The organism is Acinetobacter sp. TTH0-4 (assembly GCF_015602665.1).
Lineage (GTDB): Bacteria > Pseudomonadota > Gammaproteobacteria > Pseudomonadales > Moraxellaceae > Acinetobacter > Acinetobacter albensis.
Genome location: NZ_CP059079.1, coordinates 1,905,038 through 1,921,802 on the forward strand (window position 1 = coordinate 1,905,038; position 16,765 = coordinate 1,921,802).

Below are 16,765 nucleotides of genomic sequence, written 5' to 3' on the forward strand. Positions count from 1 at the left end.
TAGCCTTTTTTGAATTTTTAACCATATCCACTCTGCAAGGGATATTTTTTTAAATAAAGTGATATCAGGTATATTTAGAAACTCCATGCTGCATGAAGTAGATCATTGCATACTGAATTACCCTGTAATTTCTTCCATTCTAAAATTGCACAAAGATATTTATTCAAAAAGGGAGCCTTGATGGCTCCCTCTATTTTATTCTTTCATTAACATATCGACAGTATTGGCCAATTCAGAAATATTCTTAGAAACGACTGAACTATGTGTTTGGTCTTCTTTGAGAATTAACTCAACATCTGTATTTACACTTAACATTTTACCGACGAGCTTCTCAGTAATTGGGTAAGGAACCGTGGTATCTGCTTTACCTTGATAAATATAAACAGGTTGATCCAGTTTAGTCTGCGCAGGAATATTATTATTTAAATACTTGGCAATATCTGGATCAGTTTTAAAATTTGCCTGTAAAGCTTTGTAATCACTATATCTCCCACCATCAGTTATAGTGGTTTGGATGTCATTCCCAAATACTTGTCCTAATTCAGGTGAACATAAGGTTTCTGCTTGTTGCGCAATTGGAACTTTTTTATCTAAAAATGCCTGATTATAATTAAAACTGGTTTTTTCTGCTTTTATACCAGAACTGACAATAGCCGCATAGCTATATAAAGTTGCACCAATTGATATTGCTTTAGGCACATCTCCATCAGTCGCTGTTTGATTTGCAACAGCCATACCTAAATCTAAAGTATCAGCCAAATAGGAAGCAGGTGCAATCGCGACAGTGCCTTTAAAGTTATAACCCACTAATGCCTTGTTAAATTCTGCTGCTGCCAATGCCGCATGGCCACCTTGAGACCAACCAATCACACTCCAGTCTTTGGATAAGTTGTCATACTTTTTATTGACTTCTAATACAGCAAATAAAATAGATTGCGCTGCACTGGTCAAGTTTAAGTAAGGATGAGCAACATTGTTATTTCCCAGACCTTCATAATCTGGTGCGACGATAGCATACCCTTTTTGAATTAAAGCCAAAATCAAACCTTTTTCCAAACCATCTAAAGCATTTCTAGACGGCGCACATTGGTCGGCAGCACCCGTTGTTCCATGTGCCCAAACCACCACTGGCCATCCTCCTACTGGCGCTGTACCTTTTGGGGTAAAGACCAAAGTTGTCGCTTGAATATCCCGATTATTCACACTTGGCATGGTATAGGTAAATACATCATGTACATTCACCAGACTTTTAACGTCCGCATCTACATTGAAGGTTTTTTTATCCGAGCTAAAAATCGAGTCACCATCACCACTACCACATGCCGTTAAAAACAACATAGATGAACATAAGATGGTGAGAGCCGTTTTATTAAATTTCTGCTTCATAGTCCTTTCCTTTTTTATTTTCTATCATGTCAAAATGATGACATTTTAATTAAACATAAAAAAAAGCATCTGACTAGGATGCTTTTAAATATTTGACCTAAAGGTCAAATTTATGATTAAAGGAATGCCAAAAAAATACCGATAAAAATGATCAATCCTACCCAGCGATTATGGCGAAATGCCCAAAAGCAGCGTTCTGGATTTCTATCTTTGGTTTTTGTCCATTGATAGATAAAATCAGCAATGACCAGTAATAAGGCAATTAAACCAAAAGGAAGAAGTAAATTTTCACGGTATAAGGCACTTCCAATCAGCAATACACTGATCGCCTGTAATAAGGATATGATTTCAATATCATATTTTCCAAACAGAATCGCTGTCGATTTTACCCCAATTTTTAAATCATACTCACGGTCAGTAATCGCATATTGCGTATCATAAGCCACTGTCCAAGCCAAATTACCAAAATAAAGCATCCAACATGTCCAATCTAACGGTTTACCGACAGCAGTAAATGACATCGGAATTCCCCAAGAAAATGCCATTCCTAATACTACCTGTGGTAAATGCGTATAACGTTTCATAAATGGATAAACGAAAGCCAGTAGCAAACCCACCAGAGCGCAATAAAATGTTTCAATAGGTAGAAAAAGCAAGGTACAAGCACTTGCTGCAATTAATGTAATAAATACCCAAACCGCCTCTTTGGCGGAAATCACCCCCGTTGCCAAGGGTCGATTTTTGGTTCTTTCTACTTGCCCGTCTACTTTACGATCAGCAAAATCATTAATCGCACAACCAGCAGCACGCATAAAGATGGTCCCCAATACTATCGCCATCAGTATGGTAAAATTTGGAACACCTTCAGCTGCAATCCACAAAGCCCACATCGTGGGCCAAAAGACTAATTCTGTTCCAATCGGTTTATCAAAACGACATAAATAATAATAGGCTTCTAAACGCTCACGCCATGTAGTTTGTTGCGCTGTATGCATGATGATCCTTGACCAAATAACACTTAAATATTTTCTTGAGCTTTTTTTCGCTGAATAAATTGCTCAAATGCAGGTAAAAATGTTTCCTGAACGATAAATTTACAGCCATGCCAAGTATAACAACTTTGTCGTGTCCAACCCTCTTCAAGCAAAATCACACGACGCTGGCAATTTGGATTGGTTCGATGAAATAAAAACCATCCAATTGGTTTTTTACCAATATGTTGAAATATACGTGCACGAGACTGCAAACTTAAAATAGGAAAAATACTTTTGGCTTTGACCCAAGGTTGTTCATCACAACCATATAAATAGCTTTCACGTACCCAAGACGTATGCTGTGGCGGCATGTTCATCCACTGACTGTCTATAAAATGAAGTCTTTGGAAATGCTCTTGTGTCGGCAGGACTTTAAAGCTGCCTTTGGCCAAATCGGTAAGTTGTTGTGTAAGTGAACCCGATGCATATAACCATGTCTTAAGCTCAGGATTTATTTCTGGCTTTAACATTGGTTTTACCTGCATAGTAACATTCTCTTTTTATAGTCAAATTTCATCAGCAGTTTAACTGAAATCAATCATTATTTTTAGCCTAAAGCACTTTATATTGACTAAATTACAGATAAAGCAGTTAGAAAAATACGAACAAAGTATTTTAAAAATTAATTTTGAATGTATATTTTCTTATGTCACCCATAGATTATTCTTTTTAAATGTACTTTTGAAATGTTTCATCATTGAATCGATATATCAAATACCGATTCAATGTGGTTTAAATGCTAATGATCCTGTAATGATAAGATCATTAATATAAGACGCATTTAAAAAACGAAGATAAAACTATACGGCAAGACATAAATATTTAATGGTCATAAACTCTTCTAAACCATATTTAGACCCTTCACGCCCAATACCCGATTGCTTCACACCACCAAAAGGGACCACTTCATTTGAAATTGCAGTGGAGTTCATGCCCACCATGCCATATTCAAGCTGTTCAGAAACTTTGAAAATCCGTGAAATATTTTCCGTATAGATATAAGCCGCCAAACCAAAAATAGTATTATTGGCTTGCGCAATCACCTCTTCATCTGTTTCAAAGCTAATCAGAGGTGCAACTGGACCAAAAATTTCCTCATGAACAATCTCCATTGATTGGTCAACATGCGTTAAAACGGTCGGTTCAAAAAAATTGTATCCTAATTCATGCTGTTTACCGCCATAAGCGACTTTTGCACCTTTAGTACAAGCATCATCAATCAGTTTTTGTGCTTTAACTACGGCTTTTTCATTAATTAATGGACCAATTTTTGTGTCTTCATTTAAACCATCACCGACTTTTAGTGTTTTAACAGCAGCGATAAATTTTTCACTGAATGCTTGGTAAATATTCTGATGCACATAAATGCGATTGGCACATACACAGGTCTGACCAGCATTGCGATATTTTGCCAATATCGCGCCCTCTACAGCTTTATCTAAATCAGCATCTTCAAAGATAATCAGAGGTGCATTTCCACCGAGTTCAAGCGCAAGCTTTTTAATCGTTGGTGCGCATTGCTCCATCAACAAACGCCCCACAGGTGTTGAACCAGTAAAGGTGAGTTTTTTTACTTTTTCATGCGAGCTAAAGACCGAACCAATATCTGCAGAGTGACCTGTAACAATATTAATCACACCTTTAGGAAGGCCTGCTTGCTCAGCAAGTTTTGCAAGTGCCAATGCACAATAGGGGGTTTCATTCGCAGGTTTAATCACAATCGTACAACCTGCTGCAAGTGCAGGTGCAGCTTTACGTGTAATCATAGCCAACGGGAAATTCCATGGAGTAATTGCAGCGACCACCCCCACTGGTTCTTTAATCACCAAGAAGCGCTGGCCTGCATTAGTAGTTGGAATAACATCCCCATAAATACGTTTTCCCTCTTCTGCAAACCATTGAATAAATGAAGCTGCATATTTGACTTCACCCAACGCTTCAGCCAGAGGTTTACCTTGTTCAATGGTCATCAAACGTGCTAAATCATCAGCATTTTCTAAAATTAAACCATACCAAGCCAAGAGCAAATCTGCACGTACTTGGGCCGTTAACGCTTTCCAAGACTGTAATGATTCAGAAGCACTTTCAACAGCTTGTTCTGCCTCTGCTTTGCCCATATTTGGAACTGAACCAATCACTTGTGCATTTGCAGGATTGATTACCTCTATACGGTTTTGATCTTGGGCATCAAGCCAAATTCCATTAATAAACGCATTTTGTTGAAATAAATCGCTGTTTTTCAAGCCTAGCATTTGAATGTCCTCATTTTACCTAGAGCGTATCAGTCGAAACGACTTGTTTTAACTTTGATGAATGACTTTATTAGTAAAATAATTGTGACAATGTTGCAATGTACTTTAGGTATCTAGCAGTAATGTTTATAAAAGAATGAAAATTAATATGTATGGATTGATTGGCTCTAACCATTAAGAGTACTAATCTTTAAAACCTATTGAGATATCAGCCGCAGTATGACGAATGTATATGTAAGCTCAGAGATTACAACGAGGCATAAAAAAACCCGCGACATGCGCGGGTTTTTTGATCACTTAAATTCGAGAACGAATTACAAGCTGTAGTACATATCAAATTCAACTGGGTGAGTAGTCGTATTCAAACGACGAACTTCTTCAGTTTTAAGTTCGATATAAGCATCTAGCATATCTTTAGTGAACACACCACCTTTTAACAAGTAGTCATGATCAGCTTCAAGCGCTTCAAGTGCCATATCTAAGCTATGCGCAACTGTAGGAATTTTCGCTTCTTCTTCTGGCGGAAGATCATACAAGTTTTTATCAGCTGCTTCACCTGGATGAATCTTGTTTTGAATACCATCAATACCCGCCATTAACAATGCCGCAAAACCTAAGTACGGGTTCATCATCGGATCTGGGAAGCGTGCTTCAATACGCTTACCTTTCGGGCTAGATACGTATGGAATACGGATAGAAGCAGAACGGTTACGAGCTGAGTAAGCCAACATAATTGGTGCTTCGTAATGTGGCACTAAACGCTTGTACGAGTTTGTAGATGGATTGGTAATTGCATTCAATGAACGAGCATGTTTGATCACACCGCCAATGAAGTAAAGCGCCATTTCTGACAAGCCTGCATATTCATCACCCGCAAACAAGTTCTTGCCATCTTTAGAGATCGACATATGAACGTGCATACCAGAACCGTTATCACCCACCATTGGTTTAGGCATAAAGGTTGCAGTTTTCGCGTATTGGTGTGCAACATTCCAAACAGCATATTTGAACTGTTGAACTTCGTCCGCCTTACGAACCATGGTGTTGAAACTCACACCGATTTCTAACTGGCAAGATGCAACTTCGTGGTGATGTACTTCTACACGACCTGGACCCATGATGCTTTCAATTTTTGCACACATTTCTGCACGCATATCTTGTGAAGAATCTACTGGTGGAACTGGGAAATAACCACCTTTCACACGTGGACGATGGCCTGAATTACCAGCTTCATAGTCTTTACCTGTAGACCAAGCAGCTTCTTCAGCGATCAATGTATGGCGTGCGCCAGACATATCGATATCCCATTTTACTTCGTCAAATACGAAGAACTCTGGTTCAGGACCAAAGAATGCAGTATCACCTATTCCTGTAGACTTTAAATATTCTTCTGCACGGCGAGCAATTGAACGTGGATCACGTTCATATCCTTGACCTGTAGATGGTTCAATCACATCACAAGTTACAACGATAGTTGCTTCAGCAAAAAATGGGTCAAGGAAACAGGTGTCTGCATCTGGACGTAAAATCATGTCCGACGCTTCAATGCCTTTCCAACCTGCAATTGAAGAACCATCAAACATTTTACCGTCTTCAAATGTATCTTCGTCAATCGTATCTGCTGGGTAAGTTACGTGTTGTTCTTTACCCTTAGTATCAGTAAAGCGAAAATCGACCCATTTTGCGCCACTTTCTTGGATGAGTTGAAGGACCTTGTTCGCCATGCTCATTTTGCTCCGATGATTTTTTGTTGCACCTGTGAAGTGCGTGTTAGTAGTTGGTATCTATTAAGCAATTCTCGTACCAACTTTAAAAAACAAAGATAAAATATTGAATTCTTAATCAGAATTGAAGATTTAAGCGCTTTGCTTTGAGGCTATTATACTGTCTGAAAATGTAAATGCACCATATTCAAACACTCTTGATTACTTTTACTTTAAAAGCATTCATTAATGTACCAAAATAGTGCGAAATTTGTTTTCAAAAGATGAAAACTATTATTCTGAATGACTTACTTTATCTCTCTTTGATAGGCTTTTAATGACGCTATAAAAACAAAAAAACTTTATATTTAGCTATGATTTTGTTCATAAATATACAATAAACACAACTCAGTTAAACCAAAAATTTCTTTAAATATTTTTTAATTTTTGACTGATTTTAAATATCAATTTATTATGCTTTTGCATAGATCAAAACAAAGTACTCTGCCTCATTAGTGATCATTTTAAATTTTAATTTTCAACTGCATTATTTTACTTCAAACTCATATCAAATTTTCAAACATAAAAAACTAACTTATCTTTAATTTATAATGTATTCCAAAATTAAACAGAAAACTTATTTTCTCAATTCATTAAAAGCCCTGTATTTTTTAAAGTTATTTCTTTCTTCAAATTCCATCCTTTATTTTCATGTAAACAATTCAAAATAGACTCTAAATCAATCGGTTTATGCTTTAAGCAATATTCTTTTAAGATCTTTATCATAGAAATAGTTCAGCAGAAAATGCTGATTTTTTGCTATGATTATGACCACTCTATATTTTGAAATGTTTTAAGCATATTCTTTAACGAAAAAAATGCTGAGAACTTTAAAATAATGGATATTCTTGAACAATTCAAAGCACATATATGTGCATAATTTTCAATAGGTTAGCTCATGCTTCTAATGATCGACAATTATGATTCTTTTACTTATAACATCGTCCAATATTTTGGCGAGTTAAATCAAGAGGTAAAAGTAGTCCGTAATGATGCCGTGACTTTGGAAGAAATTGAACGATGGCAACCTCAATATTTGGTGATTGGTCCTGGTCCTTGTTCACCAAGTGAAGCTGGTATATCTATTCCAACCATTCAACATTTCGCAGGCAAAATTCCATTGCTGGGCGTATGTTTAGGGCATCAAGCGATTGGACAAGCATTCGGTGGGGATATTATTCGTGCAAAAACCGTGATGCACGGTCGTTTATCGGATATGTATCACAGCAATACTGGCATCTTCAGCAACTTACCTTCTCCTTTTTCGGCTACGCGCTATCATTCACTGGTGATTGATCAAGCGACTGTACCCGACTGCCTAGAAGTCACCTGCTGGACCAATCAAACTGATGGAAAGATGGAAGAAATTATGGGTGTGAAGCATAAGACATTAGCTGTCGAAGGCGTGCAGTTTCATCCAGAATCTATTTTGAGCCAACATGGTCATCAAATTTTCCGGAACTTCCTTGAAATTTATGCAGAATGAGCGTAACGAAAATAATGAATATTCAACAAGCTTTAAATAATATTACCAAACAAATTCATTTGACTCAGACACAAATGGAAGATGTCATGCGTGCAATCATGTCAGGGGAAGCTACCGATGCTCAAATCGGTGCACTGATGATGGGCTTACGCTTAAAAGGTGAAAGCATTGATGAAATAACCGCTGCCGCACGAGTGATGCGTGAATTTGCGATCAAAATTGATGTCAGTGATATTCCTCATTTGGTTGATATTGTTGGTACAGGCGGTGACGGTCAAAATCTATTTAATGTTTCCACAGCCTCTTCTTTTGTTATTGCTGCAGCGGGTGCAACCATTGCCAAACATGGCAATCGTGGTGTTTCTTCGAAATCAGGTTCATCGGATTTACTTGAAAAAGCAGGTATTAATCTTGATTTAAATATGCAACAAACTGAACGCTGTATTCGTGAAGTCGGTATTGGTTTTCTATTTGCTCCAAATCATCACAAAGCGATGAAATATGCGGTAGGCCCACGTAAAGAGTTGGGTATTCGTAGCATTTTTAATTTACTTGGCCCGCTTACGAATCCGGCTGGTGTAAATCGTTTTGTCTTAGGTGTATTTTCAAATGAACTCTGTCGTCCTATTGCAGAAGTCATGAAACAGCTCGGGGCTGAGCACGTCATGGTGGTGCATTCCAAAGATGGTTTAGATGAAATTAGCCTTGCTTCTTCAACCTATGTGGCCGAGTTAAAACAGGGTGAAATCACAGAGTGGATGATTAATCCTGAAGAGGTTGATATTGAGTCTCAAACATTGACAGGTTTAATGGTTGAGGATTCTGCTGAAAGTTTAGCGCTTATTAAAGATGCTTTGGGTCGAAAAAAATCAGCAAAAGGTGAAAAAGCCGCCAATATGATTGCTTTAAATGCAGGTGCTGGTATTTATGTCTCGGGCTTAACCACAAGCTATAAACAGGGTGTAGCGCTCGCACACGACATTATTTATGGCGGACAAGCTTTGGAAAAAATGGCTATTTTGTCTGAATTTACCAAAACCTTAAAAGAATATGAAGCTTAAAGCTCTACAGGAAATAATGTCATGTTAGATATATCAAATACCATTTTAGGTAAAATTGTTGACCGTAAACAGATAGAATTTGCTGCACGTTTAAAACAACACAGCTTAAAAGATGTAGAAGAATTGGCGCAAGCTGCGACACCTGTGCGTGGCTTCACAAAAAGCTTGCTCGGCAAAAAACCCGGTGTGATTGCTGAAATTAAAAAGGCTTCACCCTCAAAAGGGATTATTCGTGAAAACTTTAATCCTGCTGAAATTGCACAACAATATGAACAAGCAGGTGCTGCATGTTTATCAGTACTGACGGATATCGATTTTTTCCAAGGTGCAGATGAAAATATTGCTCTTGCACGAAATCACTGCGACCTACCCGCGTTACGTAAGGATTTTTTAATTGACCCATATGGGGTGATTGAAGCACGTGCGTTACATGCCGATTGTATTCTTTTAATTGTGGCTTGTTTATCAGATCAGCAATTAGAAGAAATGTCGAAAACTGCTTTTGAGTATAATTTGGATGTACTGGTTGAAGTGCATGATGAAAATGAACTTGAACGTGCATTAAGACTTTCAGAGCGTTGCTTATTGGGTGTAAATAACCGTAATTTAAAAACCTTTGATGTCGATTTAAATACATCTATTCGTTTAAAAAAATTACTTGAGCCTTCACGCTTACTGATCACTGAAAGTGGTATAGCGACACCAACTGATGTCGATATGATGCAAGCAAATGATATTCACGCTTTCCTTGTGGGTGAAAGTTTTATGAAACAGCCTCGACCAGATCATGCATTTACTGCATTATTTGGACAGCCAAAAACGGTTTAAATAATTAAGATTATGAGTAAACACGATTCTTCGCTCTCTAAAGCTCAGTTTGATTTACTGAACGCATTTAAAAAGCAAATCACCTCTCCGCATTCAACTGCGATTGCCAAACAACCTGAGCATAAAGTTCAGGTTGAACCAGCACCAGAAGATGATGAGGCATTGTTCAAAAAATCTATGCACGGTGTCAAAAAAATGGACACCAGTAATATTGCAAAGATTGAAAAAGACAAGAAAAAAAAATTGGACAGCCAAACGCTGGCTAAGCGTGCATCCGCAATAGGTCCAATGCAAACGGACAATGCAGAACTTTCAGATACTCAAGCCATGCTGAATCCAGTGGCCAGTCAAGCGACTTTAAGCTATCGGATTGCTACACTGCAACACAAAGTGTTTGAAGATTTAAAAGCAGGCAACTTACGTTGGTTTGAAGCAGTAGATCTACATGGGTGTACAGTTGAAGACGCACGAATGGCTGTTTTACAAATTATTCAAATGGCAAAAGATGAAAATCAAAATGTGATTAAAATTGTGCATGGTAAGGGACCAGAAGCCATTTTAAAAACCTATGTCAATGGTTGGCTTCGTCAACACCGAGATGTTTTAGCATTTGTCAGTGCACCAGAAAAACAAGGTGGTACAGGTGCAGTTTTAGTTTTACTCAAACGAAGTGAAAAGAATCCTAAATTTAAATAGTGATTGGTTTTTTTCACCAAAACAGGGCATTGTAATGGTTTTCTGATACAATGCCGTCCTTGTTCAATATCAGTGTAAGTGAACACGTCTTATGTCTATGCAGCAATCCTACACCAACATTTTAACTGCCGTTGGTGAAGATCTTAATCGTCCTGGTCTAAAAGATACGCCAATGCGTGCTGCTAAAGCTTTTTCCTATCTAACGTCTGGATATAGCAAGACTTTGGAAGAAGTGACCAATAATGCAGTCTTCCCTTCTGATAACCGTGAAATGGTTTTGGTCAAAAATATTGAATTTTATTCATTATGCGAACACCATTTATTGCCTTTTTATGGTCGTGTACATATCGGTTATTTGCCTGAAGGCAATGTATTGGGTTTGTCAAAATTTGCCCGTATTACAGAAATGTTTGCGCGTCGTTTGCAAATTCAAGAAAATCTAACCCAACAAATTGCTGAAGCTGTGGCTGAAGTCACCCAAGCACGTGGTGTTGCCGTGATGATTGATTCTGCGCATATGTGCATGATGATGCGTGGTGTGGGTAAACAAGAATCAACCACTCGTACAGTGTCATTTATTGGTGATTTTAAAACCAATAAAGAAGAACGCCGTGAATTTTTAAGTGCTTTGCCTGAAAATTTCTAATCGGATGAATCCTTAAATTCACATGTTAACAGCTCCGAATATTCGGAGCTTTTTTTGTCCTTCTACCTTTTCTATTTTCTTATTGTTCTCTCTACATGTGGCTTAATGACCGTATTGAAGGTCTCTTAAAGCTTCAAATTCTGCTGAAGTTAAGTAAGAGCTTTGTGATAGCATGTAATCTTTATTATTTAACTATTTTATAAATACAATAATATCAAAAATTTAGATACTTAAACTTTACATTGAAAGAATTAGAAACACAGGATTCAAAAATTTTAGTGTTTAAGCCTATACAGTAACTAGTCTAGATTTAATCAATCGCTTGATTCTTACATTAAAGTATATAAGGAATTTCACCCATGGCAACTACAAAGAAAAAAGATGCAGCAGCAGCAACTCCAGATAAAGAACTAAAGTCCAAAACTTCAGTTAAAAAAACCAATGCTCAGGACACTAAAAGCTCAAAAGCGGAATCTAAAAGTAAGAATGCCAAAGGCAAAGACACTCAGTCTAAAACGAAAACTCAATCTAAAACCAAGACCAAAGACTCAAAAGCGAAAGACACAAAGAGTAAAGATTTAACGTCCAAGGCTAAAGACACTCAAGCCAAGGATTTAAAAACTAAAGATAAAGACACTAAAACGAAAAGTGCCAAGACCAAGGATCAGAAGGATAAGCAGAGTAAAACCAAAGACTCTACTTCAAAGTCTAGTTCTTCGTCTTCTAAATCCAAAGATTCCAAATCAAAGGATAAACCAAGCAAAGAGAAATCAAAAAAAACGGCATCTAAGAAATAAAACTGAAGGATGGTGTTCTTTAAGCCCTGATTTAAGATCAGGGCTTAATTTTATTTAAATGAAAAATACAGTGAGTTCTATCATTCTCACTATTTTCAAAAAAACTAAACGACTAAAATAGCCAATCAATAAAACCTATGATTTTTAAATTCCTTATTTTCTATCATCATACCGTTCAAACTAAAAAAAGTGTACATAGCCTAAACTGGTTTTAGTCCAGTCTTTATGTGCTTGTTGCTGGAATTGCCAATTTAAACGGATTGCATTTTGATTATTCAATACATACTGTATTTGAGTATTCAATTTAAATTGCCATTGATGGCTGTCATGCCAATAAGGCAGTTCCACTTGTACCAAACTATTGATTTGATCTGTCCAAATATTTTGGCAACCGAAGGTCGGCCCTAAACCCATTCGCCAACCTTTATCTAGCACTTTACCCATTTGTAGATGATTCTGTATTTGGGCATAACATACATGTTCACGCTGTTGATCAGCAGCGCTATAGCCCATTTGTAGATTTAAATTGGCAACCCCATGTTGCTCATCTTCACTAAATTGTCCATTTTGGTTTAAAGCTTCTTGCTGCCAGCCAAAATTAAAGCCCCAACTCAGTGGCGTTTTAAAGGGTGTGATGGGATTGTAAGAGTTAACTGCAAGAAAATCGAAATGCTCTAATTTAAATTCGTCTTCACGATATTGAATTGCACCCTCCCAAAATAATAATTGTGTTCCTGTACGAAAGCCACCCTGTGGATCAAGCAAGTCATGATAAGCCTGACGATGCTCTATTTCGATCATTTTTCGACCTTGCACTTCTCCCATATTTACAGAAAAATGGCGTGCATCATGCGCTTGGGTTGGATCTACTTTCGGTTGAATTGGCGGTTGGCGTTGTTTTTCCAGCTCAATTTGACTGCGTAAACTCAGTAATTGCCGTAAACGAGGTTGTGCAACACTGGCTTCAACGTGACGTCCTGTGAATTGTAAATACAAATCGTCATAGGCCATTTCTAAAATTTTAGCTCGATCTAATTCCGAATATTTTTGCAATAGAATAGGCATCTGATCTACGTCAACAAAAACCAAGGTATGCGCCACTTTTGCCAAAGAGCGACCATGTTGTCTTGCTTGTGACAACAATTGAGTTTCCAAAGCAGGTCGATACACTGTTTCTTTAACTAAACCTTCCTGTTCAATCGCTTTAATGGTTTCTACAGGAATTGCAGCAACTTTAAATTGTTTTTTTAAATTGAGCGTAGGACGGACCAAATCAATTAATCCCAATAAGCGGTAAGCACAATTATCACTAACGAAATAATAAGGAAAATTTACATGTTTCATTTCCCAGATATGTTCAACCAAAAATCGGGTTTCTTTTGGACTTAAATTTAATTCATATTCCCATAAATCGCGACTTTCTAAATCTCCATATTCTTTGACTTTACGATAGTATGGCATGAGTGAATATTCACCTGGGTACTGTCCTGTTAAACCATTCCACGCAAAAGACCAACCGTCCGCCTCTGTTACGGTTGCTGCATAATTTACTGCATAAGAGACTAGATTCAGTTGTTTTTGGTCTTTAGGATCTAGGCGCAATAACGTATGCCCAAACATAGAGCTTGGATTTCCCATAAAGTCTGTTGCATAAATCAGGGTCGCTTTATAGGGTTTAATTTGCCCCATCCAATCATCCAATTCTGGGCAGTCCACCTGAGCCAGTGCCTGTTTTGGAATATTCAGCTGCTGCATTAACCATTGACTTCGAGCTGGAAAACGACAACGGACGGATTGATTTGGCACCGCTGTTTCAAACAAAGCTTGAATATTGGCTTGTAATTCTTGTTTTAAATTGGTTTTTCCTTCAGGTGCAATAAAATAGCCTGAATATGTCACTTCACTGTGATTTTTTTCGTCGGCATACATCAGCCTTTGCCAAGTCACATCTTGATCTAGTTTATGCTGTTCAGCACGTTCTAAATAAAATTGAGCACTTTGTGCGGGAGTTGCTGAATAGGCAACAGTGGAAGAAATTAAAGCAAAAAATAACGCGATTAGTTTCATGTAAATCTTATATTTATCATGCAGAAAAAGTGAGAAAAACCCCATCAATGTGACAGGGTTTTTAATAAAAAATTATACGTAGGCTTTAAGCACAGCATCTTGTGCCATGACCGCTTGTAAAGAGGCTAAAACTTGTAAAGAGTCTTGGTGATCTGCTGAATAAATTTCAGAGAAATTTTGTTTAGATACCGCAAAGAATCGTGCTTTATCTTCAGATTTAATGTTCAGTAATTCAGCCAAAACATTGAGGCTTTCACCTTGACCCACCGCCATGTCACGTGCCAAAGATTCAGCATTTTCATTGGTAAATGTCACGGCTTGAGCCGTAACAGTACCGGTGCCGCTACAGCCAAGTGTACCAAACGTAATACCGAATAATTGATTTGCAAAAAGTCCATTGGTGGTCGCAGCAAGAATTTTAGGCACTTTACCAGACTGACCTGCCCACACTTGAGAACCAATACCACAGCCAACATCTCGATCTGCAAATGCAGCGCTAGAACCGAGTGCGACGACTGCAACTAAAGCTAATTTTTTTAACATGGCTATACTCCAGAGTTTATTATCCGTGTGTTTTTTAATTATTCACTATTGTGTAATTTTTATTACACTGCTTAAAGATAACGACATCTGGTGCATAACGCAAAACAATTTATATTAAAGTTATCTAGGCCTTATTTTATGATTTCAAATCATTATTTTTTAGCGTCCAGTTTCCATTTTGAGTTCGATTGCCTAAAATTTTCAACACCAATACTAAGCTTAAAATAAGGAGTAAATACCACGAACCCAGTTTTCCCCAACCCACCATATGCCAAGCATCCACTTGACTGGGGTAAAGCCAAATCTGATAAAATGTACTGATATTTTCTGCAATCCAAATGATAAATGCCAAAATACCCAATATTGGTAAAACAGGGAGTTTGATGTCATGCTGTTGTAATCTAAAGTAAATTTTAGTTTTCCAAAAAATAATAATGCTCCATACAAACAGCAAAACACGCACATCTGGAATAAAAAATTTACTCATAAAATTAAGATAGGAGAATACAGCCAAACATATCATATTTAAAAAACTGGGTAATTTTTCAAATGAAACCTGATAAAGCTTTAAGGATCGTGCAAAAAAACTTCCCACCGCTGAATACATAAATCCTGCAAATAAGGGCACAGTCATGATTTTTAATACAGCAGGTTGTGGATATTGCCATGAAGCAATGTTCGGATGAGTCAGAAAAATTTCCATCACCATCGCCATAATATGAAACAAAGCGATGACCTTGGCTTCAGCCCAAGACTCCAATTTTAAATAAATAAGACAAACTTGAATGCTAAGCGCGTAAAACAATAAATAGTCATAACGAAAAAAGCCGTAAAATTCTTGCCCCCCCATAGGTGCAGTTAGTGCAAAAGCGATGAGCAGTAAAATTCCAAATAAGGCAGCCGAAGCTGCCTTAAATGAAAATTCAAAACATGATTTAAAAATGTTAATCACGGTGTAGCCCTAAAGATGAATTGATACACACATTCTTAAAAATATTTGGCACTATATTCGTGCACAGTATCAATAAACGCTTTAGGATTTGCAGGATCGACCCACTGGGTAATTCCATGCCCCAAGTTAGCGATATATCCTGTTTTCTCACCATTGGCATAGGCATCATCCAGCATGGCTTTGGTGGCTTTAGCAATGGAGGCAGGTGTTCCATACAAAGTGGCAGGATCTAAATTACCTTGAATTGCCGCCCGACCATTTACGGTTTGACGTGCAACATTAAGCGGTGTAGTCCAGTCTAAACCAAAGGCATCCGCACCCGTCGCAATCATCGGTTCTAACCACTGCCCGCCACCTTTGGTAAATAAAATAACGGGAACTTTGCGACCTTCATGTTCACGTTTTAAACCAGCAACAATTTTCTGCATATAATTGAGGGAAAATTCGATGTATTCACGGTGGGCAAGTGCTCCTCCCCAACTGTCAAAAATCTGTACTGCTTGTGCGCCCGCTTCAATTTGTGCATTTAAATAATCAATAACTGCTATAGCTAAACGATCAAGCAAAGCATGTAAAACTTCAGGCTGCGCATACATCATATTTTTAGTGTAGCGAAAATCTTTACTCGAACCACCCTCAATCATATAAGTAGCCAGTGTCCAAGGACTACCAGAAAATCCAATCAACGGAACCTGTCCACCCAAGGCCGAACGAATAGTCGTCACGGCATTCATGACATAATCTAAATCAGATTTCGCATTAAAATTAGGTAAATTGACGACATCGTGTTCTGTACGAATGGTCTTATGAAATTTGGGGCCTTCTCCAGCTTCAAAATATAAACCTAAGCCCAAAGCATCAGGAATGGTTAAAATATCTGAAAATAGAATGGCAGCATCTAGATCATAACGGCGTAAAGGTTGCAGAGTAACTTCACAAGCAAAATCATTATTTTTACATAAAGACAGAAAATCCCCTGCTTGGGCTCGCATTGCACGATATTCTGGCAAATAACGTCCTGCTTGACGCATCATCCAAACTGGTGTGGTATCTACTGGCTCGCGTAATAAGGCCCGTAGAAAACGATCATTTTTTAGCGCCGTCATTTACTTCCCATCTCATTTTAAATCTCTGGCCCATCATAGCAAAAAGGCTGCATATTTAATAACTTCTCGCGTATTTAAAACGTTATACAGTTCCTTCTAAAATCAGTTTTAAACAAAACAACTACTGCATCTCCTCATTTTTTCTGCA

The 16,765-nt window shown here is 37.7% G+C and carries 15 protein-coding genes; 6 read left to right on the top strand and 9 right to left on the bottom strand.

What is annotated here, in order from left to right; all coding sequences use genetic code 11:
• Nucleotides 1-195: 195 nt before the first annotated feature.
• The 5 genes from H0S58_RS08940 to glnA all read right to left on the bottom strand — a co-directional run bounded on the left by H0S58_RS08940 (nt 196) and on the right by glnA (nt 6,402).
• The gene (locus tag H0S58_RS08940) at nt 196-1,386 is read right to left on the bottom strand and encodes an alpha/beta hydrolase (protein ID WP_195726322.1); all 1,191 of its coding nucleotides are present in this window, start codon (nt 1,384-1,386) and stop codon (nt 196-198) included.
• Nucleotides 1,387-1,502: 116 nt separating this feature from the next.
• A complete protein-coding gene (ubiA, locus tag H0S58_RS08945; protein ID WP_053579931.1) occupies nt 1,503-2,381 on the bottom strand; it encodes a 4-hydroxybenzoate octaprenyltransferase in 879 nt (292 codons plus the stop codon).
• A 23-nt stretch (nt 2,382-2,404) separates the two neighbouring features.
• Nucleotides 2,405-2,905 (bottom strand): chorismate--pyruvate lyase family protein, encoded by a 501-nt coding sequence (locus H0S58_RS08950; protein ID WP_195726323.1) that lies wholly within the window; start codon nt 2,903-2,905, stop codon nt 2,405-2,407.
• 315 nt (nt 2,906-3,220) lie between these two features.
• On the bottom strand, nt 3,221-4,672 hold the full coding sequence (locus tag H0S58_RS08955) for an NAD-dependent succinate-semialdehyde dehydrogenase (RefSeq protein ID WP_195726324.1): 1,452 nt from the start codon (nt 4,670-4,672) through the stop codon (nt 3,221-3,223).
• Nucleotides 4,673-4,986: 314 nt separating this feature from the next.
• Complete coding sequence (gene glnA, locus H0S58_RS08960) at nt 4,987-6,402, bottom strand: type I glutamate--ammonia ligase (protein ID WP_171250328.1); 1,416 nt, start codon at nt 6,400-6,402, stop codon at nt 4,987-4,989.
• Nucleotides 6,403-7,333: 931 nt separating this feature from the next.
• On the opposite strand from glnA, the gene H0S58_RS08965 reads away from it, so the two are divergent.
• The 6 genes from H0S58_RS08965 (at nt 7,334) to H0S58_RS08990 (ending at nt 11,949) form a co-directional block, all read left to right on the top strand.
• Nucleotides 7,334-7,921 carry an anthranilate synthase component II gene (locus tag H0S58_RS08965; protein ID WP_195726325.1) on the top strand — a complete coding sequence of 196 codons (588 nt, stop codon included), beginning with the start codon at nt 7,334-7,336 and terminating at the stop codon, nt 7,919-7,921.
• 14 nt (nt 7,922-7,935) lie between these two features.
• Entirely contained in the window at nt 7,936-8,982 is a 1,047-nt protein-coding gene (gene trpD / locus H0S58_RS08970) for an anthranilate phosphoribosyltransferase (protein ID WP_193892834.1), read from the top strand.
• 21 nt (nt 8,983-9,003) lie between these two features.
• Nucleotides 9,004-9,810: an indole-3-glycerol phosphate synthase TrpC gene (trpC, locus tag H0S58_RS08975; protein ID WP_193892837.1), complete on the top strand. Its 807-nt coding sequence runs from the start codon at nt 9,004-9,006 to the stop codon at nt 9,808-9,810.
• A 12-nt stretch (nt 9,811-9,822) separates the two neighbouring features.
• Complete coding sequence (locus H0S58_RS08980; RefSeq protein WP_053579923.1) at nt 9,823-10,506, top strand: Smr/MutS family protein; 684 nt, start codon at nt 9,823-9,825, stop codon at nt 10,504-10,506.
• Nucleotides 10,507-10,603: 97 nt separating this feature from the next.
• Nucleotides 10,604-11,152, top strand: coding sequence for a GTP cyclohydrolase I FolE (gene folE, locus H0S58_RS08985; RefSeq protein ID WP_171250387.1), 549 nt, complete (start codon nt 10,604-10,606; stop codon nt 11,150-11,152).
• 359 nt (nt 11,153-11,511) lie between these two features.
• Entirely contained in the window at nt 11,512-11,949 is a 438-nt protein-coding gene (locus tag H0S58_RS08990) for a hypothetical protein (RefSeq protein ID WP_195726326.1), read from the top strand.
• Between the two features lie 180 nt (nt 11,950-12,129).
• Here H0S58_RS08990 and H0S58_RS08995 read toward each other — a convergent pair whose 3' ends face one another.
• The 4 genes from H0S58_RS08995 to hemE all read right to left on the bottom strand — a co-directional run bounded on the left by H0S58_RS08995 (nt 12,130) and on the right by hemE (nt 16,617).
• Nucleotides 12,130-14,016 carry a DUF4105 domain-containing protein gene (locus H0S58_RS08995; RefSeq protein ID WP_195726327.1) on the bottom strand — a complete coding sequence of 629 codons (1,887 nt, stop codon included), beginning with the start codon at nt 14,014-14,016 and terminating at the stop codon, nt 12,130-12,132.
• Between the two features lie 72 nt (nt 14,017-14,088).
• Complete coding sequence (locus H0S58_RS09000; RefSeq protein WP_195726328.1) at nt 14,089-14,559, bottom strand: DUF3015 family protein; 471 nt, start codon at nt 14,557-14,559, stop codon at nt 14,089-14,091.
• 136 nt (nt 14,560-14,695) lie between these two features.
• Nucleotides 14,696-15,508: a DUF817 domain-containing protein gene (locus H0S58_RS09005; protein WP_227592275.1), complete on the bottom strand. Its 813-nt coding sequence runs from the start codon at nt 15,506-15,508 to the stop codon at nt 14,696-14,698.
• Nucleotides 15,509-15,546: 38 nt separating this feature from the next.
• Complete coding sequence (hemE, locus tag H0S58_RS09010; protein WP_053579917.1) at nt 15,547-16,617, bottom strand: uroporphyrinogen decarboxylase; 1,071 nt, start codon at nt 16,615-16,617, stop codon at nt 15,547-15,549.
• Nucleotides 16,618-16,765 lie beyond the last annotated feature (148 nt).